The organism is Geomesophilobacter sediminis, assembly GCF_016458275.1.
In the GTDB taxonomy this organism is placed as follows: Bacteria; Desulfobacterota; Desulfuromonadia; order Geobacterales; family Geobacteraceae; genus Geomesophilobacter; species Geomesophilobacter sediminis.
The window spans coordinates 53,339-71,506 of record NZ_JAEMHM010000013.1 but is presented as its reverse complement, the minus strand read 5'-3'; the positions used below and the strand labels follow the sequence as shown (position 1 = coordinate 71,506).

The window sequence follows — 18,168 nt, the reverse complement described above, 5'->3', positions numbered from 1 at the left end:
CTTTGAGGGGTAGAAGCGGGGATAGGGGGTCTGGGATCGGGGGTCCGGGTCAGGCACCGCTCCCGGCAGCCCATTGCTCCTGCTCGCCGCTCAACCAGCTTGCTGCTATGTAAGGTCCCCCTCCCACCTAGGGAGGGGGATGGTTCGGGCAAAAGTTGGGAAGATGCCGCTTTGGGGGAGGCAGGTCCGGGACCGGCGAAACCGGTTTTCCCGATCCCCGATCCCCGATCCCGGACCCCCGACCCCGGTTTTACCTCATCAACTCGAAGTGCCGGTCATCGCAGGTGTCGTCGACGATGTCGATGAACTTGTTGCAGATGGTGGAAAGCATGTGCGTCACGCCCTGGTAGCCGACCAGCGGTTCGCGGTGCAGGTTGACCCGGTCGAAGACCGGGAAGCCGAAACGGAACAGGGGGATCTTCGCGTCGCGGGCATCGAACTTGCCGTGGCTGTCGCCGATGATGGCGTCGACCGGATCGGTCATCAACAGGCTCCGGAGGTGCCAGAGGTCCTTGTTGATGTAGATCTTCGACTCCTTGCCGTCCGGGGAGGCATCGAGCAGCGCCTGCAGCTCCTTCTCCAGCTTCTTGGTCCCCTTGGAGCAAAGGATGTGATGCGGCTTCGCCCCCATTTCCAGCAGGAAGGAAACGTAACCGAGCAGGTAGTCGGGGTCCCCGTACACGGCGAATTTCTTGCCGTGGATGTACTGGTGGGCGTCGGTCATGAGGTCGACGGCGCGCCCGCGCTCTTCCTTCAGCGACGCCGGGACTTCCTTGCCGAAGAGCTCGGCGATCTTCATCAGGAAGGCGTCGGTCTTGGCGATGCCGAAGGGCATCGGGAGGGCGGCGTGCTTGCCGGAATAGTTGTCCTTGACCCAGCTGAAGGTCTTGGAGGTCGAGTAGGTCCCCAGGGCGATGGTCGCCTTGCCGTTGATGGAATCGGCGGCGTCGTCCAGCTTGGTCCCCCCCGGATACGGACGGTAGGTGCCGTCGTTGACGGAGTCGAAGACGTCGGAGATGTCGGCCAGCACGGTGTAGGGGATGCCGAAGGCCTCGAGGATCCGCTTGTACTCGCGGTAGTTGCCGGTGTTGGCGTCAAAGCCCGGGATCAGGTTCAGCTTGCCGGTGCAGCGCCCTTCCACCTGCTTCCCGTCGGTCAGGGTCTGCAGGATGGAGAGCAGCATCGAGTCGTAGCCGTGCACGTGGGAGCCGTTGAAGCTCGGCGTGTTGGCGTAGGGGACCGGGAAATCCTTCGGGACGATCCCCTTGTTGCGGGCGTTCTTGATGAACGCGGTCAGGTCGTCCCCGATGATCTCCGGCATGCACGAGGTGAAGACGGCGATCATCTTCGGCTTGTAGAGCGTGTAGGCATTCTCAAGCGCCTCGTGCAGGTTGTTCTGGCCGCCGAACACCGCGCCGTCCTCGGTCATCGCGTCGGAGACCGCGGGAGCCGGCTCGCGGAAGTGGCGGTTCAAGGTGGAGCGGTAGTAGGAAGCGCACCCCTGCGAGCCGTGCACGAAGGGAAGGCTCCCCTCGAAGGCGTGCGCCGCAAGCTCGGCGCCCAGCGGCTGGCAGGCGTGGGCCGGGTTGATCACCAGCGAGGTGCGGGCGAAGTTCTTTTCCTTGTAATCGTCGGTATTGATCCAAGCCGAAACCCGATCGATCTCCGACTGGGGAGTCTCGGTAACCGGCTTAACTTTGAGTCCAAGATTGTTTGCCATTGTGTATCTCCTTTGGTGGGAGACTCATCCGTCACACCACCATGTCGTTTGAAGAAGTCCCCCTCGGGAAATGGGGGATTTAGGGGGATTTGCTTTTGAGGTTGCGGTAACGGCAAATCCCCCCCGGCCCCCCTTTTCAAAGGGGGGAGCGTCTGCCTAGAACGGGGACTTGACGAGTTTCCAGGTCGGGCTGTTGATCGCCATGTCGATATCACGCGCAAACGTCGGGAAACCTTTGTAGCCGTGATAGGGGCCGGAGTAGTCCCAGCTGTGCATCTGCCGGAAAGGGATCCCCATCTTCTGGAACAGGTACTTCTCCTTGATCCCGGAGCCGATCAGGTCGGGCTTGAGGACGTTGGCGAAATGTTCCATCTCGAATTCGGAGGCGTCGTCGTACACCACGGTGGCATCCGGCATTTCCGGAGCGGTCCGGTCGTAGTCGTCGGTGTGGGCGAACTCATAGCCGGAGCCGACGCAGGTCATGCCGAGGTCTTCATAGGCGTTGATGGTGTGGCGGGGACGGAGGCCGCCGACGTACAGCATGACCTTCTTCCCTTCCAGGCGCGGCTTGTACTGTTCGATGACAGCCTGCATCTGGGGATCGTACTTGGCGATCACCTCCTCCACCTTGGCCTTGATGTTGTCGTCGAAGAGCTCGGCCAGCTTGCGCAGGCTTTCCTTGATCTTGGTCGGGCCGAAGAAGTTGAGCTCGATCCAGGGGATGCCGTACTTCTCTTCCATGACCTTGCACATGTAGTTCATGGAGCGGTAGCAGTGGATGACGTTCAGCTTCACCTGGTGGGTCGCCGCGATCTTTTCCATCTCGCCGTCGCCGGTCCAGACCGACTTGACGTTGAAGCCGCACTCCTCGAGGAGCGGCTTGGTGGACCAGGCGTCACCGCCGATGTTGTACTCGCCGATCAGGGCGATGTCGTAGGGGCCGATCGGATCCGGGAATTCACGGGTCTCGATGATGTAGTCGCGGATCGTGTCGTTGGAGATGTGGTGACCCAGCGACTGGGAAACCCCGCGGAAACCTTCGCAGTTGCAGGGGATGATCGGCATGTCCAGCTCTTTGGAGGACTCTTTGGCGACGGCGTTGATGTCGTCGCCGATCAGGCCGACCGGGCACTCGGAGAGGACCGAAATCCCTTTGGCGAGCGGGAAAAGCTCCTTCGCCTCGCGCAGGAGCACGGCGAGCTTCTTGTCGCCGCCGTAGACGACGTCCTTCTCCTGGAAGTCCGAAGTGAACTGCATGGCAAAGTTGGTCACGCCGGTGATGCCGCTCATCAGGTTGCGCCGGGTTCCCCAGGAGTACCAGCCGCAGCCGACCGGGCCGTGCGACACGTGGACCATGTCGCGGATCGGGCCCCAGACGACCCCTTTGGCTCCTGCATAAGCGCAGCCGCGGGCGCTCATCACGCCGGGGACGGTTTTCTTGTTGGACTTGACGCACGCGCTGCCCGAGGCCTGATCGTTCGGGGCCAGATGCGGAGAGCGTTTCTTTTTCGCTTTCTCGGGATACGCATCCAGGGCGTGGTCGATCATCTCCTGGGTCGACTCTTTAGTTATTCCTTCAACCGTTTTAATCTCATGAGACATAAAGAACTCCTATGGGTGGGAGACTCATCCGTCACACCACCATCAGTTCGCATTCGAATATCCCTGTGCGGGGGGAGAGGGTGATGGGATCCTTACTTCGACGCGGCCTCGGCCACACCGACAATCTCCTCGTCTTCGGCTTCCATGATCCCGAACTCCATGAGGAGCTCTTCAAGCTCGTCCATGGTCAGCGGGCTGGGGACGACGAGCATCTTGTTTTCGGAGATCTTTTTGGCGAGGTCGCGATATTCCTGAGCCTGCTTGTGCTCCGGGGAGTACTCGATGACGGTCATCCTGCGCAGCTCGGCTCTTTGGACCTGGTTGTCGCGGGGAACGAAGTGGATCATCTGGGTCCCGAGCTTGGCGGCGAGCGCCTCGATCAGGTTGGATTCCTTGTCGGTGTTACGGGAGTTGCAGATCAGGCCGCCGAGGCGGACCTTGCCGGAGGTGGCGTACTTGAGAATCCCCTTGGCGATGTTGTTGGCGGCGTACATGGCCATCATCTCGCCGGAGCAGACGATGTAGATCTCTTCCGCCTTGTTTTCCCGGATCGGCATGGCGAACCCGCCGCAGACGACGTCGCCGAGAACGTCATAGAAGACGAAGTCGAGGTCGGGGGTGTAGGCGCCGTTTTCTTCGAGGAAGTTGATGGCGGTGATGACGCCGCGGCCGGCACAGCCAACGCCCGGCTCCGGACCGCCGGACTCGACGCACTTGACGTCGCCGTAGCCGACCTTGAGGACGTCGTCGAGTTCCAGGTCTTCGACCGTGCCCAGTTCCCGCACCATATCCATGACGGTTGCCTGCGCCTTCGCGTGGAGGATAAGTCGGGTGGAGTCCGCCTTCGGGTCGCAGCCGACGATCATGACCTTCTTGCCCAGGGACGCGAGCCCTGCCACGGTGTTCTGGGTGGTGGTGGATTTGCCGATGCCGCCTTTGCCGTAAATTGCGATCTGTCTCATTTCCAATCTCCTTTTGCCCCGCCGACCGTTTCCGCAGCTCACGGAACCGCTTGGTAACCTCGTCAGCCTCTCTGACGAGCCCGCCACCTATGCATACCTCCGTTGGGTCGCTTCTCGGTGCAGGGCTGTTTGTTTATTGAGGCCTTAACAAAAAAGGCGCTCCGATATTTCCGGGAGGCGCCTTTGCCAAACTTTCGAGGACGGGTACCGCGGTGTACCCTTTTCTGTTTTGTTATTCTCTTTAGCAGCTACCGTGCCAATTCGTATCTATCGGGTTTTGCAGCCTTTTGCAGTTCTTTCTTGTTCTATTCCGCATCCTGGGGCGGCAGCTGCCTAACATTTAATCATCAGGTTTTCCCGGGAAGGAAGCGATCGGCGAGGCAACCTACGCGGCCACCAAGCCCCGGCAGCCCAGCGTCTCGTGCAGCGAGAGGAGCTCGCTCTTCTCCAGGGGGCGCTTGAGCTTCTGCGCGGTGCTCCGCACCCGGGCGATGAGCAGGTTCGCCTCCTCGCGGGAGAGCGGGATCCCGATCTGCCGGTAGCTCTCCACGATGCCGTTGGTGCCGGAATGCTTCCCCGCCACGATGTGCCGCTTCAGCCCCACCTCTTCCGGGCGGAATCCTTCGTAGTTGCTCGGGTTCTTGAGGACGCCGTCGGCATGCAGGCCGGACTCGTGCGAAAAGACCTTCTCCCCCACCACCGCCTTCCAGGCCGGGACGTCCCGGTTGGACGCCTTCCCCACCATGCGGGAGACCGAGGAGAGCCGGCGGGTGTCGATGCCGAGATCGACGCCGCAGGCGACCTTGAGCGCCATGACCACCTCTTCCAGGGCCGCGTTCCCGGCGCGCTCGCCGAGTCCGTTCACCGTGGTGCTTACGTAGGTGGCACCTGCTTTCACGCCGGCGACCGCGTTGGCGGTGGCCATCCCGAGGTCGTTGTGGGTGTGGACCTCGATCTCCAGGGCCGGAACCGCCGAGGTCAAAAGGCGCACCTTTTCGAACATGGTGAACGGGTCTAGGATGCCGAGGGTGTCGCAGAACCGGAAGCGGTCGGCGCCCATTTCCGCGGCGATGCCCATCAGCTCGATCAGGAACCCGATGTCGGCGCGGCTGGCATCCTCGCCGCCGACCGATACGTACAATCCGTGGTCCTTGCAGTAGCCGAGGGACCGCTTGAGCTGTTCCTTCACCCACTCGCGGCTTTTGTCGATCTTGTTGCGGATCATCAGGTCCGATACCGTAAGCGAGATGTCGACGGCCTCGATGCCGCAGGCGATGCTCGCGTCGATGTCCGAGATGACGGCCCGGTTCCAGGTAATGAGACGGGCGGAAAGCCCGAGGTTCACCAGGCTGCGGATCGCCGCCTGCTCTTCCTTCCCCATGGCGGGGATGCCGCACTCCAGTTCGTGCACCCCCATCGCGTCGAGGGCACGGGCGATGGCGATTTTTTCCCGGGCGCTGAAGACAACCCCGGCGGTCTGTTCGCCGTCGCGCAGCGTGGTGTCACCGATGAAGACAGATTTGTTAAGGGTATTTCCCATGTCGTCCTCCCCCGGGAGCACAAACGCCCCGACCGAAACTTCCGTCGGGGCGCCGTTGCCCTGCTGGTTAGTGTTGCCAGACGAAGGGGGTAGAGCACAAGGCGTGCCATAGGCGGCACAGGGCCCGGAGATGACCGTTGGCCCTGCGTGATAAATGCCGTTGTTTCTGCAGGTTAGCCAGAAGGTTGGGTACGGGAAAGAAGCGGGAGAGCAGGCAAGGAATAGATCACCAAGGAGAAAACGGCGCGCCTAAATAAGAAGCAGAAGCAAATCCGGGAGGCAGTAGGGTGAGACGGAAAGGGAGAGAAGGAATGTTAGCGGATGAAGGCTTCGGGGTAAAAGAGACTCGTATCGACTGGTTTGAAGTCCCCCTTTGTCAAAGGGGGGAGTTACCGCGGCCCGGTGATGAGACAACTAGCGTCTCCAGCACCTCCCGTACTTCCTCAACCACCTTGACCCACTCTCCCATCCGGTGCTGCCGGAATAGGCGCATCACCCCGGGATACCAGGGCGAGTCGCTGCGCCCGTCCAGCCAGCGCCAGTCGGTCTTGTAGTCGGGAAGCAGGAGCCAGCACGGTTTTCCGAGCGCCCCGGTCAGGTGGGCCATCGCGGTGTCGACGCTGATCACCAAGTCGAGATTGCTTACTATTGCGGCAGAATCGGCGAAATCCTCGATCTCGGAAGCGAGGTTCACTACCGGCAGACCGGCCGGCGGCAACGCCGCATCATCCTCACCAGCTCCTTTTTGCAAGCTGAGAAAGCGTACCCCACCTACCCCGCCCAGCGGCTCCAACGTTGAAAGCCCGGGAAGGGAACGGTCGGCATCGTTTTCGAAGTTTCGGCTCCCCTGCCATACCAGCCCGACCCGAAGGTCTCCTGGGGCAGACAGATCCGACAGCCGCTTCGCCCACTTTTTAACCAGTTCCGGGTCGGCGTGCAGATAAGGAATCCGGGCGGGAATACTGTCGAGCCGGGTCCGGCAGTAATAAGGGATACTGAGTGGCGGGGTCCAGTAATCGGCTTCCACATGCAGGATCTCTTCGTCAAAGCCATAGGCAAAATCAACGCCGTCCATGGTCCGAAACAGACGCTTCAGGGGGGGATGACCAATCACCGTGACCAGCTTCGCCCCCCGTTCCTTGAGCACGGATGCATAGCGGCAGAACTGGATCATGTCGCCGTTCCCGGCATCGAATACCAGGAGCAGCGCCTTTCCGGCCACCGACTCACCCCGCCAGCGCGGGCAGGGAATCCGCGCCTCGAAATGCCGGTACCAGTCCCGTTTCTCGAAGCATTCCCACCCCTCCTCGAACCGCCCTTGGCGCAGCAGGAGATAGCTGAGGTTGAAATAGCCGGACCGGTACTGCGGGTCCAGCTCGATGGCCTGGCGCAGGCAGACCTCGGCCTCATCGTCCCTACGCAGCGAGGCCAGCAGGGTGCCGAGGTTGGTCCAGGCCGGGGGAAAATCGGGGAGCAGCGCGATCGATTTCCGGTAGGCTTCCTCAGCCTCCGCCAAACGCTTCTGGCCGAGCAGGAGGACGCCCAGATTGAGCCAGGTCCGCCCCCCTTCCGGGTTGAGCGAGAGGGAAAGCCGGTACTCCTTTTCCGCCTCAGCGAGGTTTCCCTTTTGTTCCAACAGTAGACCGAGATTGGTGTGGGCGGCGGCGAGACCGGGATTGATGGCGATGGCCTTTCGGAAAGATAACTCCGCGGCGTCGGCATCACCGGACTCCATCAGGCGGCAGCCTTCGTTATAAAGAGATTCGGCAGATGAACTCTCGTTACGCACCGATCGCTCCTCAATAGGGACGCAACTGTTTGCCGCTGCCAATATGCCAATGAAGATGCTTGGAGGACTGGTAGTCCCCCAGGTTGGTATAGACCCGGGCGGCACCGTATCGGGCCATGAAATCACCGGCGATCATCTTCGCGGTCCGCATCAGTTCCAGGAGCAAGTCGTTGTCCGCCTCTTCCAAGGAAAGCAGCGATTCAAGATGCTTCTTGGGCAAAAGCACCACGTGCTCCTCCCAGATCGGGTTGCTGTGGTGAAAGGCAAAGACATCGTCGTTCTCAAAGTAGATCCGAACGTCCAGCGCCCGGCTCAGGATCTTGTCGCAGTAGAAATCACCGATGGGAGTGGTCATTGATTCTTTCCTTTTGGTTGTTGAATATAAGCTGGCAGAGAATCTGAAAGAGGCATATTTTGATCACCTACCTGTGCCCTTCCGCAGCTTTTTACCCCAGGTGGGCAACGAGTTTAAGCTCACTCGCCGCGGCCTTTAGGTACTTCTTCCTGCCGTGTCCCGGATGTCGGACCTCTTCCATCTCCAAAAGGCCCGCCCGAACAAGTACATCGACATCCCGTTTTACTGCACTCCGGTCACGACCCAGCCGTCTTGCCACATCCGTTATTGAGCCAGGCTCTTGCTTGACCGAACGAAACACCGACAGCCGAGCGTTGCTCAAAATTTCCAGCAACTCTTCCGGATCCTCGAACATGATTACCGTTCTCGGTTCCACTTCCTGACCTTGATCAAGAGCCCGCGCAAGCGTTTTCCCCTGGTCCTGGAATTCTTCGATACTCCCCGTTGTGATAAGTAGATTCAGCATCGATTTCTCCACGTCTCCAAAAGCATATTCCATTCCGCTGTGAACCTGTCTTCCAACTCCTCAAAGGAAAGAAATACGACGGGCAGAACCTGACCCATGTAGTGCTTGTGGTGGTTGCCATGTTGCTTGTCATAGCCTAGCACTCGGCCGTTATCCCCAGAAAACAAGTGGTGATTTATGAAGGCAAGGTTGTATCGGACCACGACTCCGTCGTCGAGCCAAACCTCACGGCGGATCTGCCCGTTGCCCTTCTTCTTGGCAATCAGGAATCTTGCGTCGATAATTTTCCTTTCAGCCATGACGTAACATATCACCGCTGAGACAGAATAAAAAGAGAAAATGCCGCCCCATTCCGTTCATGCTACTCCCGCTGAATACAGATTGAGAAATTAGCCACAAAGGTTGAAACTATAAAAAAAGAAGTATCAGGTGCATAGCGCAGCCAACCTGGGGGTATCACATGGAAAGAAAGATACAGAAGATCACCCCGTTCTTGTGGTTCAACAATCAGGCCGAGGAGGCGGTCGAATTCTATACCTCCATCTTCCCTGATTCGAAAGCGACCATAACAACGAGGTACGGCGCCGAAGGGGCCGAAGCCAGTGGCATTCCGAAAGGGACCGTCATGACGGTGGAATTCCAACTGGCAGGACAGCAGTTCGTAGCTCTGAACGGCGGTCCGTCTTTCAAATTCACCGAAGCTATCTCTTTCGTGGTTAACTGCGATTCCCAGGAAGAGATAGACCACTACTGGAACCAGTTATCGGAAGGTGGCGATCCCAACGCGCAGATGTGTGGCTGGCTGAAGGATAAGTTCGGTGTTTCCTGGCAGATCGTGCCGTCGATGCTGGGGGAATGGCTCAATGACCCGGAACGGGCAAGCCATGTAATGAAAGCGGTGCTGCGCATGAAAAAGCTCGATATGACCGTGATGCAGAAGGCGTTCGAGAGCGTAAGAGTCGAATAACAGGCCCTCCAAGGGAAAAGCCGTTGGAGATATCTTGCGCCCAAAATGGCGCTCCCACAGTGATGGTTCCGGCGTCAGCCAAAGCGCGCACCGGTGCTAGTCCAGGTGGAGCAGTTTGAAACGTTTCAGCTCCTCATCGCTCCAAATGGATACCCCTGCCCTGGGCCCCATGGTTTCCACGGCGATGATCAGGTCCGGATCCTCGAAAGCCATCCGTGCCGGGTCTCCCGCCGCCTCGGTCGCCTCCAACAGCCAGGTATCGAGGAACCTCTCCTCATCAAGACTGGACATCCTCCCTTTGAAACCGCGCCGGTGCATCCTCACATGGAAACGCTTCCCGCAAAGTCTCGGCACCCAGGGCGCCACCACTTCCTTCGCAGTCTCCTCGAATTCCGCCGCCGACATAAAAGAAAAGGCAGCATCTATCGGCATTACCCGTGCCAGCGCCGCAAAGCCATGCGGGTCCCGCTCCCCTTCTTCAAGAAGGAGTTCCAGCAGCTGCCTTGGGTGGGGAACCCGCATCAGCAGGATGTTGAAGTATTCGGTCTGCTCAACCGGGCCGAACCGGCGCAAGAAACGCCGCGCCGGGTGGTAACCGCCGTCGTAGACCGTGACCACAACGTTCCAGTCGTTCATAACGCCTCCTCGCCACCGTGGCTGTCTGTAGGAGCGACATTCCTGTCGCAATCCAATCCCTTAAGCGCCCAACCCTGTGGGAGCGCCTTTCCAGGCGCGATTCTGAAGGCGGTAACCAAGCGACATTTCTGTCGAAACCTTCAGCTGAAATCGCGACAAGAATGACGCTCCTACCGGGTTACCGCCCTTACCGAAGTAGGTAAGCGGGCGGACTCCAATCCCCTTCCTCACCTGCCCCCTCACTGGCCCACCAAAACGCCAAGTGCTGAAGTATACCTTCTCATGGTCCAGCCGGTATTCCTATGTATACGGCACCACAAGTAAACCAATTCCACAGTCATACGTTCTCACTAAACGTGCCGCATTTTCCTGCCACCAATGCAGCTTACCAAAACGTAAGCAATTAATTTTTAATACTTTTTTCCAGATCCATCTCTCAAGTTTCCGCACCTTTTACCGAAAAGCGATCTAAGCGGTTCAGATCGTACCGCTCGGATCGCTCCAACTGTTTCCCGACGAGATCAAGGAGAAAACATGTCTACCAGAGCATTCATGTCACGGCTTACGTTCTTAACGCTTCTCCTGTCACTGCTGGCGGTGCAGGCGTTTGCCGGCGGCCGGTTCATCGACGACAACGACACGGTCACGCTCCAGGGCAACACCCACCCGCTGGCCCACCGCGCCATGGCCAAAAGTGCCGCCGACACGAGCCTGCGCATGGACCACATGGTAATGGCCCTGCAGATTTCGGCGGCAAAGCAGGCAGCGCTGAGCACCTTCCTGAAGCAGCAGCACGATCCGACCTCGCCCAATTACCACAAATGGCTGACTCCGGACCAGTTCGCCGCGCAGTTCGGTCCTTCGGCGGCCGACGTCGCCGACATCACCACCTGGCTCACCTCCCATGGCTTCAAGATCGACGAGGTTGCCAAAAGCCGGATGTGGATCAACTTCTCCGGTGACGTGAACCACGTCGAACAGGCCTTCCGGACCCAGATCTCCACGGTGACCGTCGACGGCAAGAGCTACCACGCCAACACCACCGATCCTTCCATCCCGCGTGCCCTTTCCGACGTCGTCTCCGGGGTGGTCACCCTGCATAACATCCCGCGCAAACCGAAGCACAACGGGGCTACCGCCTTTCCTTCCAACCAGGCGGTGCCCAACTATACCTCCGGCTCCTACCACTACCTGGCGCCGGGAGATTTCGCCACCATCTATAACGTGAACCCGCTTTACAATGCCGGGCTCGACGGAACCGGTCAGAGCATCGCCATCGTCGGGCGCACCCACCCCGCCGCCACCAACTGGTCTACCTTCCGGAGTAAAATGGGGCTTCCCGCCAACGCACCTCAGGTCATCGTCAACGGCACCGATCCCGGCGACTTGGGCGCCAACGAGGACACCGAGGCGAACCTCGACGTCGAGTGGGCCGGAGCAGTCGCGAAGAATGCCACCATCAAATTCGTCACCTCCCAGTCGACCAACACGACCGACGGTGTCGACCTCTCGGCCCAGTACATCGTAGCCAACAACGTAGCGCCGATCGTCAGCCTGAGCTTCGGCAGCTGCGAATCCGACATGGGCGCTACGGAAAACACCTTCTACAACAACCTCTGGGCCCAGGCCGCGGCCCAAGGACAGACCGTCCTGGTGGCGGCCGGAGACTCCGGCGCCGCCGGCTGCAGCGATCCGAGCGGAGCTACCGGTTCCGGCAAGGCGGTCAACGGCCTTGCCTCCACGCCGTACAATATCGCCGTCGGCGGCACCCAGTTCAACGAGGGGAGCACCCAGTACTGGAACTCGGTCAGCACCACCTCCATGACCTCGGCCCTTGGCTACATTCCGGAAGTGGTCTGGAACGAAAGCGGCTCCGTCTCGGGCGGGTCGGGACTCTGGGCCACCGGCGGCGGCGCATCCCAGATCTACAGCAAACCCTCTTGGCAGGTCGCTACCGGCGTGCCGCAGGACGGCAGCCGCGACATTCCCGACGTCTCCCTTTCCGGCGCCGGGCACGACTCCTATCTCATCGTTACGGGCGGTTCCCTTTCCGCGGTCTCCGGGACCTCGGCCGGTACCCCTTCCTTTGCCGGGATCGTGGCGCTCCTGCTCCAGAAGACCGGACAGCGGATCGGCAATGCCAATGTCGGGCTGTATCAACTGGCGAATCTCCAGTACGGCGCCAACGGGGCCAGCGTCTTCCATGACGTGACTTCCGGCAGCAACAGCGTTCCCGGCGTCACCGGCTACAGCGCCGCAAGCGGCTACGACCAGGCGACCGGGTTGGGGTCGGTCGACGCCAATGCCCTGGTCACCAACTGGGGCGCCACCGGCAGCACGACCAGCTCGCCTTCGTTCTCCCTGGCGGCGGTCTCCCCGGTCAGCATCACCGCAGGCAAGTCCGGATCGGTTTCGGTGCAGGTCAGCGTGGCAAACGGCTTCAACTCCTCGGTAACCTTCTCCGTTTCCGGGCTCCCGAGCGGCGTAACCGGGACCTTCACCCCGGCATCCCTTGCCGCTCCCGGATCCGGCACCACGACGCTCTCTCTTAACGTAGCCTCCACCGTTACCGTCGGGACCCGCACCGTTACCGTTACCGCGACGGGCGGCGGGATCACCCGCACCCAGAGCTTTTCGCTCACGGTGCTTGCCGGTCCCGATTTCTCCTTGAGCGCGCCCAGCTCCGGCTCCATTCTGGTCGGCAACAGCGGGACGCTCAGCGTCGCCACTGCCGTCTCCGGCGGTTTCAGTTCCTCGGTAGCCCTTGCCGTCTCCGGACTTCCTTCCGGGGTGACGGCAAGCTTCGCCCCCACGACCATCGCCGCACCCGGCAGCGGGACTTCCGTCCTCACCCTTACCGTCGCATCCACCGCGACCGCGGGGACGAGCACGCTTACCATTACCGCCACCGGCGGCGGCATCACCCATACCACGACCTTCGCCCTGACCATCCAGTCGGGTGCCCTGTACAGCAGCAGTTTCACCGACAACTGGCTGACCACCTCGGTCAGCGGGCGCAGCGCGAGATGGTATCTGGCGAGCAGCGGCACCTATCCGACCGTCACCCCGCACACCGGCACCGCTATGGCGCAGTTCAACTCCTACTCAGCGACCAGCGGCAATTCGGCCCGGCTCTTCACCTCCGGGCGGCTCACCATTCCGAGCACCGCGAAATCGGCGACGCTTTCCTTCTGGATGTATCACGACCCGAACCGCCCCACGAAGAATGACACGGTGCAGGCGCAGCTCTCCACCAACGGCTCCACCTGGGCCAACGTCGGCGCCGCCGTTGCCCGCTACGCCGCCACCGCAGGCTGGACGCAGGTCAGCGTGGATATCTCCTCCTACATCGGCAAGAGCGTCTACCTCGGCTTCCTGGGGACCAGCGCCGCCGGGTACAACATGTATCTGGATGATCTGAGCGTGACGGTGAAGTAGGATTCATCCGGCGAAAATCCTGGTGGGAGCACCATTCTTGGCGCGAATTGGCATTGCTGATCGCGCCAGGAATGGCGCTCCCACGGCTACAAGCGCGATTATCGCTATTAAGAAAGCCCCCTGAGTTCGACCTCAGGGGGCTTTCTTGTGCCTGTCCTTTCACTCGCATGCTGCGCCCATCATCCTGCTTACCCTCTTTCCCAAGGTCCACCTTGGGAACGCGACGTAAAACCTCAAAACCAAATCCCCCCTCGCCCCCCTTTGTCAAAGGGGGGATCATGGACTAGGGGCGCATGCTACGCCCATCAAATCCGATTCATCGTTTCCCCCGCTTCTTCCTCAACCGCTGCAGCAACTCATCCGGCTCCAGGGTGTTCAAGACATCCCCCTTTTCCAGCCAGCCCCTTTGCGCCACGCTGATCCCATACGGAAGGGTCTCGAACATGCTCAGCACATGCATATCCGTGTTGATTGCAATGGGAACGCCCAGTTCCTTGGCACGCTTGGCGACCGTATCGCTCACATCCAGACGCAGCGGATAGGAGTTTATTTCCAGCGCGGTCCCGGTCTCCGCCGCCACCTGAAGCACCTGCTCCATGTCCACCTCGTAGGCCTCCCGCTCGCCGATGACCCGTCCGGTGGGATGGGCGATGATGGAAACGTAGGGATTGCGCATTGCGGCGACGATCCGTGAGGTTATCTGCTCCCGGGTCTGCTTGAACGCGGAATGGATGGCGGCCACTACCACGTCCAATTCCCGAAGGACCGCATCGGGGTAATCAAGCGAGCCATCCGGTTGGATATCCATTTCGGTTCCGCTGAGAAACCGGAAGCAGGCGTGACTCGCGTTGAAAGCGTCGATCTCCTTGAGCTGGGCCGCCAGCCGCTCGACCGTCAGCCCCCTGGCATAGCCGGGACGCCCCACGGAATGGTCGGTTATCGCGACATAGGATAAGCCGCGCTGCTGGGCAAAGGCCGCTATCTCTTCCAGAGGGTGCGCGCCGTCACTGGCCCGGGAATGAACATGGAGATCGCCGCGGATATCGGAGAGTTCCACCAGGACCGGCAGGATTCCCGCCTGGGCCGCCTCGATTTCACCCTGGTCTTCCCTCAGGACCGCCGGAATGAAAGGGAGATCGAGCAGCCGGTAGACGTCTTCTTCCTCACTGCCACCGAGCAACTTGTCGTCCTTGCTGAAGATCCCGTACTCGTTAATCTTCATGCCGCGCTTGACCGCCATCTCCCGCAGCCGCACGTTGTGCTGCTTGCTGCCGGTGAAATAGGCCATCGCGGCGCCGAAGGATTCCGGCTCCACGACCCGCAAATCCACCTGGACGCCGTCGCGCAGAGTGATGCTGGACCTGGTCCGTCCCCGCATCAGCACCCGGTCTACCCGGGGCAGGGAAACAAACGCCGACATCACCGCGAAGGGGTCCGGTGCGGTGGCGACGAGATCGATATCCTTGACGGTCTCCTTGCGCCGACGCAGGCTGCCGGCGATTTCGATCCGGTTCACCCGTGCCTGAGCTTGCAACGCCTCGACGATCTCCATGGCAACCGGCAACATCCGTCCCAGCGGTTGGCGCTCCCGCCCCCGCTTCACCGCGGCGATCCCCTTGAGGATGTTATCTTCGGTCTTTTGCTGGATGCCGCGCAGTCCGGCCAGCCGGTGCTCCACCGCCGCCTGCTCCAGATCCTCCAGGCTCTCGATGCCCAGTTGCTCGTGGATCAGCAGGGCGGTCTTGGGACCGATGTCCGGGATCGACATTATGGCATGGATTCCCGGAGGAACCTCGCTCTTGAGCTTCTCGTAAGCCTTTATCTGCCCCGTTTCCCGGTACTCCTCGATCTTCGCCGCGATATCCGCCCCGACGCCGGGAATCTCCAGCAGTTCCTTATGAGTGAGATCGTCGACGCTGCGCGGATAGCTCTCCACGTTCAGCGCCGCCTTGCGGTAGGCCCTGACCTTGAAGGGATTGTCCTGCTTGATCTCCAGGATGTCGGCAATCTCGGAAAAGATCTGCGCCAGCTCGGTGTTGATCATGGCTAATTCCTCCGATGCCCCCATTATAAGACTTTCGCATGGTAGCGGAGCCGCATTCGGCGGCAGGCGGTGGTGGACTTCCCGGCCGCAGCCAACCCCTGTGGGAGCGCCATTCCTGGCGCGAATAACCTCTGCCGATCGCATCAGGAATGATGCTCCCGCTAATCCATGACCGCCGGTCCGTCGCGTTTCGTGCCTCAACGCGACCTACGACTTGAAACACAGGCCTCTGTTGGAGGATGATGAAGTAAGTTAAATCGCGCTCACCCCTCAAGATGGTTTCACCATGACCACTCCCTACCAAGAATTTCTCCCCTGGGTGTTCCCCCGTCTGCTGGGCGTGGTCTACCTGATCGCGTTCGGAAGCCTGCTGGTCCAAGTCTTGGGACTATTTGGCGCCAATGGCATTCTTCCCATCTCCGTCTACCTCACCGAATACAAGCAAGCCTTCGGTCGGAAAGCCTACCGCCTCTGCCCCACCGTATTCTGGCTCAACAGCAGCGACCGTGCCCTGGTCGGCGCCTGCGTCGCGGGTGTCCTGCTGTCTATCGCCCTCATGGTCGGAGTGACGCCGGTTCCCCTGCTGTTATTACTCTGGCTTCTCTACCTATCTTATGTCTCCGTGGGCCAGGAATTCCTTTCCTACCAATGGGACACCCTTCTCCTGGAGGTCGGATTCATGACCATCTTCCTCCCCCTGGCCGATCCGGCCCCTCCCCTGGCGGTGCTGGCCTACCGGTTCCTCCTGTTCCGGTTCATGTTTTCCTCGGGAGCGGTGAAGCTTTTAAGCGGAGACCCCACCTGGCGCGGCCTGACCGCAATGACCTATCACTACCAGACGCAGCCGTTGCCGAACCGCATCGCATGGTATGCCCATAACCTGCCGCTCTGGTTTCAAAAGCTGTCGACGTTAGCGACGCTGGTCCTGGAATTGATCGTGCCATTTCTCGCTCTGACGCCGAACCCGCCACGGCTTTGGGGCTTTGCCCTTTTGTTCGCTTTCCAGCTCCTCATCCTGGCCACCGGCAGTTACGGGTTCTTCAACATCCTGACGCTGGTAATGCTCGTCCCGCTTCTGGACGACCAGTTTATCGGCCGATACATCGATCCCCCCAGCGGTATCCTGGACCCGACCCGGGAGATGACGGTCAACATCATCTTCGGAATTTTCCTGGGTCTCAACATCTGCCAGTTGGTCGCCCTTTTTTACCGTCCCCACTGGTTGCGGCGGATGTTCTTCCACCTCTCGCCCTGGATGATTTCCAATAACTACGGGCTCTTTGCGGTGATGACGACGGATCGGCTGGAGTTCGAGATCGAGGGGAGTGACGATGTAGAGCACTGGCGCGGCTACGATTTCCATTTCAAACCGGGCGAGCCGAATCGGGCACCGGCGCAGGCCGCGCCGCACCAGCCGCGCCTGGACTGGCAGATGTGGTTCGCCGCGCTCAGTCCGCGCAAGATCGAGGGGTGGATGGGGAATATGATCGTGCGATTACTGGAGGGGTCGCCAACGGTCCTGGGGCTGTTCCGAAACAACCCGTTTCCGGAACAGCCGCCGAAATACCTGAGGCTCGTCGTCTGGCGCTACCGTTTCACAACCTCGCAGGAGCGCAAGGAAACCGGCAACTGGTGGGACCGGACCCTGGTGGCAAGGTATCGGCCGATCACTTTCAAGGAGGAGAACGAGGAAGAACGGTAGGGGTGGGCCCCCCGTGCCCCCGCGGCGGCTCGTGAATATTTGCAAAGCTGGGGCTTTGGAAAAAGGAAACGTTCCCAAGGTGGACCTTGGACGAGAAAACCCATCCTCACCCTGTCCCTCTCCTTGAGGAGAGGGGACGCATTGAGGCCCCGTTGGCGTGACAACGGGCTGCGGTTAATCGCGCCTGGAAAGGCGCTCCCACAGGATCGGCAACACTTGGGTTTCACCCCCTGCTCATCTCCCGGGAGGTGAGCAATAAAAAGGCGGCACCCTCGGCAGGGTCCGCCTTCTTATCATGTGGCAGCCAACGTTTTTACTTTCCCCGGGCGACCCGAAGCGCCTGGTCCACCCATTCCCGAAGCAGGGTCGGCCGCGTCGTGCTCGTTTCCAGGGTCAGGGTGAAATCGCTGCAAAACTTTTGAGCATTTACCAGGTCCTCCTCGTTTCCCACTCCGGTATCGACATAGAGGCCGCGCCGGTAGTGGGTGAAGAGCCGGCGTGCCATTTCCAGCGGATCCTTGCCGTATTTGGCGGCCCGCTCCAGCTTGAGCTCCTTGATGACCATTTCCGCGCCGATCTTGGTCCACCCCGGGGTCATGAACCAGGTGCCGACCTCTTTCTTGATCTCCTCGGCGTAGCGTTCCGGAGTCAAAAGGAGCGCTATGCAATCATCCACCTGCGGCAACACCACCGGAAAGTCGAATTCCTGATCGAGCCCCTGCAGCGACTGGCAATAGCCGTAGCCGAGGAAAACGACGTCAACCTTCCCCTTCATGGCGTTCACCTCTTCGCGGATCGCCTCCTTCATTTTCAAGGGATGTACGTGAAGCGCAGCCTCAAGGTAGACGACCGACTCCACTCCGGGGATTTCCGCCAGGATCTGTTCCAGCTCGCGCTGAAGAACCCGGCACGCTACAACGCCGATACGCATGAAAACTCCTTATTGC

14 protein-coding genes are annotated in these 18,168 nt (G+C 60.3%); 3 read left to right on the top strand and 11 right to left on the bottom strand.

What is annotated here, in order from left to right; translation table 11 throughout:
* Window positions 1-250: 250 nt before the first annotated feature.
* The 8 genes from nifK to JFN93_RS16150 all read right to left on the bottom strand — a co-directional run bounded on the left by nifK (window position 251) and on the right by JFN93_RS16150 (window position 8,733).
* Entirely contained in the window at window positions 251-1,720 is a 1,470-nt protein-coding gene (gene nifK, locus JFN93_RS16185) for a nitrogenase molybdenum-iron protein subunit beta (RefSeq protein WP_199385139.1), read from the bottom strand.
* Window positions 1,721-1,876: 156 nt separating this feature from the next.
* Complete coding sequence (nifD, locus tag JFN93_RS16180; protein WP_199385138.1) at window positions 1,877-3,322, bottom strand: nitrogenase molybdenum-iron protein alpha chain; 1,446 nt, start codon at window positions 3,320-3,322, stop codon at window positions 1,877-1,879.
* A gap of 92 nt (window positions 3,323-3,414) precedes the next feature.
* The gene (gene nifH, locus JFN93_RS16175; protein ID WP_199385137.1) at window positions 3,415-4,284 is read right to left on the bottom strand and encodes a nitrogenase iron protein; all 870 of its coding nucleotides are present in this window, start codon (window positions 4,282-4,284) and stop codon (window positions 3,415-3,417) included.
* Between the two features lie 385 nt (window positions 4,285-4,669).
* Entirely contained in the window at window positions 4,670-5,824 is a 1,155-nt protein-coding gene (gene nifV, locus JFN93_RS16170) for a homocitrate synthase (protein ID WP_199385136.1), read from the bottom strand.
* A 376-nt stretch (window positions 5,825-6,200) separates the two neighbouring features.
* Window positions 6,201-7,613: a tetratricopeptide repeat protein gene (locus JFN93_RS16165; RefSeq protein ID WP_328754157.1), complete on the bottom strand. Its 1,413-nt coding sequence runs from the start codon at window positions 7,611-7,613 to the stop codon at window positions 6,201-6,203.
* A 10-nt stretch (window positions 7,614-7,623) separates the two neighbouring features.
* A complete protein-coding gene (locus JFN93_RS16160; protein ID WP_199385135.1) occupies window positions 7,624-7,968 on the bottom strand; it encodes an HIT domain-containing protein in 345 nt (114 codons plus the stop codon).
* 91 nt (window positions 7,969-8,059) lie between these two features.
* Window positions 8,060-8,434 carry an HVO_A0114 family putative DNA-binding protein gene (locus JFN93_RS16155; protein WP_199385134.1) on the bottom strand — a complete coding sequence of 125 codons (375 nt, stop codon included), beginning with the start codon at window positions 8,432-8,434 and terminating at the stop codon, window positions 8,060-8,062.
* Window positions 8,428-8,733 carry a hypothetical protein gene (locus JFN93_RS16150; protein ID WP_199385133.1) on the bottom strand — a complete coding sequence of 102 codons (306 nt, stop codon included), beginning with the start codon at window positions 8,731-8,733 and terminating at the stop codon, window positions 8,428-8,430. Before JFN93_RS16150 ends, JFN93_RS16155 begins: the two co-directional genes overlap by 7 nt.
* Before the next feature lie 161 nt (window positions 8,734-8,894).
* Between JFN93_RS16150 and JFN93_RS16145 the strand changes: the two genes are divergently transcribed.
* The gene (locus JFN93_RS16145; protein ID WP_215907786.1) at window positions 8,895-9,401 is read left to right on the top strand and encodes a VOC family protein; all 507 of its coding nucleotides are present in this window, start codon (window positions 8,895-8,897) and stop codon (window positions 9,399-9,401) included.
* A gap of 96 nt (window positions 9,402-9,497) precedes the next feature.
* Here the strand turns inward: JFN93_RS16145 and JFN93_RS16140 are convergent, their stop codons facing one another.
* Complete coding sequence (locus tag JFN93_RS16140; protein WP_199385132.1) at window positions 9,498-10,037, bottom strand: THUMP domain-containing protein; 540 nt, start codon at window positions 10,035-10,037, stop codon at window positions 9,498-9,500.
* A 534-nt stretch (window positions 10,038-10,571) separates the two neighbouring features.
* On the opposite strand from JFN93_RS16140, the gene JFN93_RS16135 reads away from it, so the two are divergent.
* Complete coding sequence (locus tag JFN93_RS16135; RefSeq protein WP_199385131.1) at window positions 10,572-13,475, top strand: protease pro-enzyme activation domain-containing protein; 2,904 nt, start codon at window positions 10,572-10,574, stop codon at window positions 13,473-13,475.
* 316 nt (window positions 13,476-13,791) lie between these two features.
* Here JFN93_RS16135 and polX read toward each other — a convergent pair whose 3' ends face one another.
* Window positions 13,792-15,519, bottom strand: coding sequence for a DNA polymerase/3'-5' exonuclease PolX (gene polX, locus JFN93_RS16130; RefSeq protein ID WP_199385130.1), 1,728 nt, complete (start codon window positions 15,517-15,519; stop codon window positions 13,792-13,794).
* 286 nt (window positions 15,520-15,805) lie between these two features.
* Between polX and JFN93_RS16125 the strand changes: the two genes are divergently transcribed.
* Complete coding sequence (locus JFN93_RS16125) at window positions 15,806-17,221, top strand: lipase maturation factor family protein (protein ID WP_199385129.1); 1,416 nt, start codon at window positions 15,806-15,808, stop codon at window positions 17,219-17,221.
* Between the two features lie 313 nt (window positions 17,222-17,534).
* On the opposite strand, the gene JFN93_RS16120 is transcribed toward JFN93_RS16125, so the two are convergent.
* Window positions 17,535-18,152: a DUF1638 domain-containing protein gene (locus JFN93_RS16120; protein ID WP_199385128.1), complete on the bottom strand. Its 618-nt coding sequence runs from the start codon at window positions 18,150-18,152 to the stop codon at window positions 17,535-17,537.
* Window positions 18,153-18,168: the final 16 nt, after the last annotated feature.

What these genes read in the sequence shown, in the direction of transcription:
- nifK (WP_199385139.1), bottom strand. Translation starts at nt 1,720, where the DNA reads ATGGCAAACAATCTTGGACTCAAAGTTAAGCCGGTTACCGAGACTCCC.
- nifD (WP_199385138.1), bottom strand. Translation starts at nt 3,322, where the DNA reads ATGTCTCATGAGATTAAAACGGTTGAAGGAATAACTAAAGAGTCGACC.
- nifH (WP_199385137.1), bottom strand. Translation starts at nt 4,284, where the DNA reads ATGAGACAGATCGCAATTTACGGCAAAGGCGGCATCGGCAAATCCACC.
- nifV (WP_199385136.1), bottom strand. Translation starts at nt 5,824, where the DNA reads ATGGGAAATACCCTTAACAAATCTGTCTTCATCGGTGACACCACGCTG.
- JFN93_RS16160 (WP_199385135.1), bottom strand. Translation starts at nt 7,968, where the DNA reads ATGACCACTCCCATCGGTGATTTCTACTGCGACAAGATCCTGAGCCGG.
- JFN93_RS16155 (WP_199385134.1), bottom strand. Translation starts at nt 8,434, where the DNA reads ATGCTGAATCTACTTATCACAACGGGGAGTATCGAAGAATTCCAGGAC.
- JFN93_RS16150 (WP_199385133.1), bottom strand. Translation starts at nt 8,733, where the DNA reads ATGGCTGAAAGGAAAATTATCGACGCAAGATTCCTGATTGCCAAGAAG.
- JFN93_RS16145 (WP_215907786.1), top strand. Translation starts at nt 8,895, where the DNA reads ATGGAAAGAAAGATACAGAAGATCACCCCGTTCTTGTGGTTCAACAAT.
- JFN93_RS16140 (WP_199385132.1), bottom strand. Translation starts at nt 10,037, where the DNA reads ATGAACGACTGGAACGTTGTGGTCACGGTCTACGACGGCGGTTACCAC.
- JFN93_RS16135 (WP_199385131.1), top strand. Translation starts at nt 10,572, where the DNA reads ATGTCTACCAGAGCATTCATGTCACGGCTTACGTTCTTAACGCTTCTC.
- polX (WP_199385130.1), bottom strand. Translation starts at nt 15,519, where the DNA reads ATGATCAACACCGAGCTGGCGCAGATCTTTTCCGAGATTGCCGACATC.
- JFN93_RS16125 (WP_199385129.1), top strand. Translation starts at nt 15,806, where the DNA reads ATGACCACTCCCTACCAAGAATTTCTCCCCTGGGTGTTCCCCCGTCTG.
- JFN93_RS16120 (WP_199385128.1), bottom strand. Translation starts at nt 18,152, where the DNA reads ATGCGTATCGGCGTTGTAGCGTGCCGGGTTCTTCAGCGCGAGCTGGAA.